Genomic DNA, 1,878 nt, shown 5'->3' with positions numbered 1-1,878 from the left:
TGGCTTGTTGCCCGATCAAAGGAAATCGTCATGACCCCTCGCCAACGCTCGATGATCCACATTTCCCCACGCTGGCCCGCCGTTATCGGCCTCGCCATCCTGCTCTGGCTGACCGGCATGAGCGCGGCTTGGGCGCTGCCGGTACGCGTAGCCGCTGTCGCCTCCGCGCCGGCTCGGCAGGAGAACACCGTACTCGCCACCGTCGAGAGCAACGGTCAAGTGACATTGACCGCCGCCGTGACCGGCCGGGTGCTCGGCCCGCTGCTGCCGGCCGGACAAATCCCCGCCGGCGCCATGGTGGCGCGTATCGCGCCGCCCGGCCTGCGGGCGACCATCAGCGCCGCTCAGGCGCGGGTCGCTTTCAGCCGCAGTCAGTGGCTCCGCAACCGACAGCTCTATACCGATGGCGTCTTCTCCCGGCAGGATGTGGAACGGACGAAGCTGACATTGGATGAAGCACGGTCCACTCTCCGTGTCCTGCAGGCGCAAGCCAACGAGCAGCAACTGACTGCTCCGTTCGCCGGGAGCCTGCATTATCTGGTACCCGCTGGGGCAGTGGTCAATGCCGGCCAGCCCATCGCCACCCTCGCCGGGCGCGGGATACCCTGGATGCACGCCTATGTCACCCCTGCCGTGGCGCAGGGGCTGCAGCCGGGAATGGTGGTAGGGCTTGATGGCAGCGGCTGGCAGGGGCATGGCAAGATTCGCTCTGTCGGGCAAAGTGCGCGGCATCTGGGTCTGGTGTCGGTCTATATTGATCTGCCCGCCCACAGCCTGCTGCTGCCGGGTGAATGGCTGCAGGTAAGACTGTCCGCGCCAGGGGCAACGGCCCTCGTCTTACCGACCGCCAGTATAGTCATGCGTGGCGCCCGCACCGAAGTATTCGCCGTCCGCCACGGACGGGCGGTCGTGGTACCCGTCCGTATCGTTGCCAGTCGGGGCGATCGTACCTGGGTCAGCGGTGATCTCCGGGTTGGCGAGTTCGTCATCCGTTCCGGCAATGCCCGTCTTGTCGCCGGCACCCCCGTGCAGGTCCAAAAGCCATGAAGCGCTATCTGGATTTTCTCTGGGAAAATCGCTTCAGTATAATCCTCGCCACCCTGTTTTTGCTGGCAGCCGGCTGGTTTGCCTTGCAAGGTCTGCCGGAAAGCGTGTTTCCCAATGTCGATTTTCCGCGCGTTACGGTACTGGTCAATGACGGCAGCCTGCCGGTCAAGTTCATGGAGGTCGAGATCACCCGACCGCTGGAGGCGCTGGCCAAGGGTCAGCCGGGCGTCCGGCTGGTGCGCTCGCAGACCGGTAACGGGCTGACCAAGCTCAATGTCTACTTCAATCCCGGCGTCAATCCGCAGACCGCTTATCTCATGCTGCAGGCCCGCCTCTCGCAGGTTCGCTTACCCGTTGGCGCGCAGATGCGGGTGACGCGCATGGCGCCCTACACTTACCCCTTCGCCGAGTATGCGCTGGTCTCCAATCAGCAGGACAGTTCGGCGATGATGCCGACTTTCGCCTTCCAGGTGCGCCCCGCCCTGCTGGCGATTCCCGGTGTCTATCAGGTGCAGAGCACCGGCCGCGGCTGGCCGCAGGTGCATATCGATCTGAACCCGGTGCGCCTGGCGCAATATCACCTGACGGCACAGCAAGTGATCGACACCCTCCGCCGCGCCCAGGGGCCTTTTTTCTCCGGCGTTCTGCATGCCTATCACCAGCAATTTATCGTCGCCACGACGCCGCGGCCGGTGGATACGGCGCATCTGGCCACCCTGACCCTGCCCCTCGGCCCGGCCAACGCCGAAGGCATCCGCGCCCCGCTGGCGTTGGGCGCGCTGGGGCGGGTACAGGTCGGTCCGCCACCCTTGCTCACCGATGCCGCCGTCC

General features: G+C 65.4%; 2 protein-coding genes. Both read left to right on the top strand.

Features of this window, described 5'->3' with window-relative positions; translation table 11 throughout:
- Positions 1-1,047: efflux RND transporter periplasmic adaptor subunit (locus HF921_RS12495; protein ID WP_319025495.1), on the top strand; the 1,047-nt coding region annotated here is incomplete at its 5' end.
- A partial coding sequence (locus HF921_RS12490; RefSeq protein ID WP_215893925.1) for an efflux RND transporter permease subunit occupies positions 1,044-1,878 on the top strand: 835 nt, incomplete at its 3' end. The genes HF921_RS12495 and HF921_RS12490, both read left to right, overlap by 4 nt.

Source organism: Acidithiobacillus ferriphilus (assembly GCF_018854775.1).
Classification (GTDB): domain Bacteria; phylum Pseudomonadota; class Gammaproteobacteria; order Acidithiobacillales; family Acidithiobacillaceae; genus Acidithiobacillus; species Acidithiobacillus ferriphilus.
The sequence above is the reverse complement of the archived record's forward strand: the minus strand, read 5'-3'. Positions and strand labels throughout refer to the sequence as shown.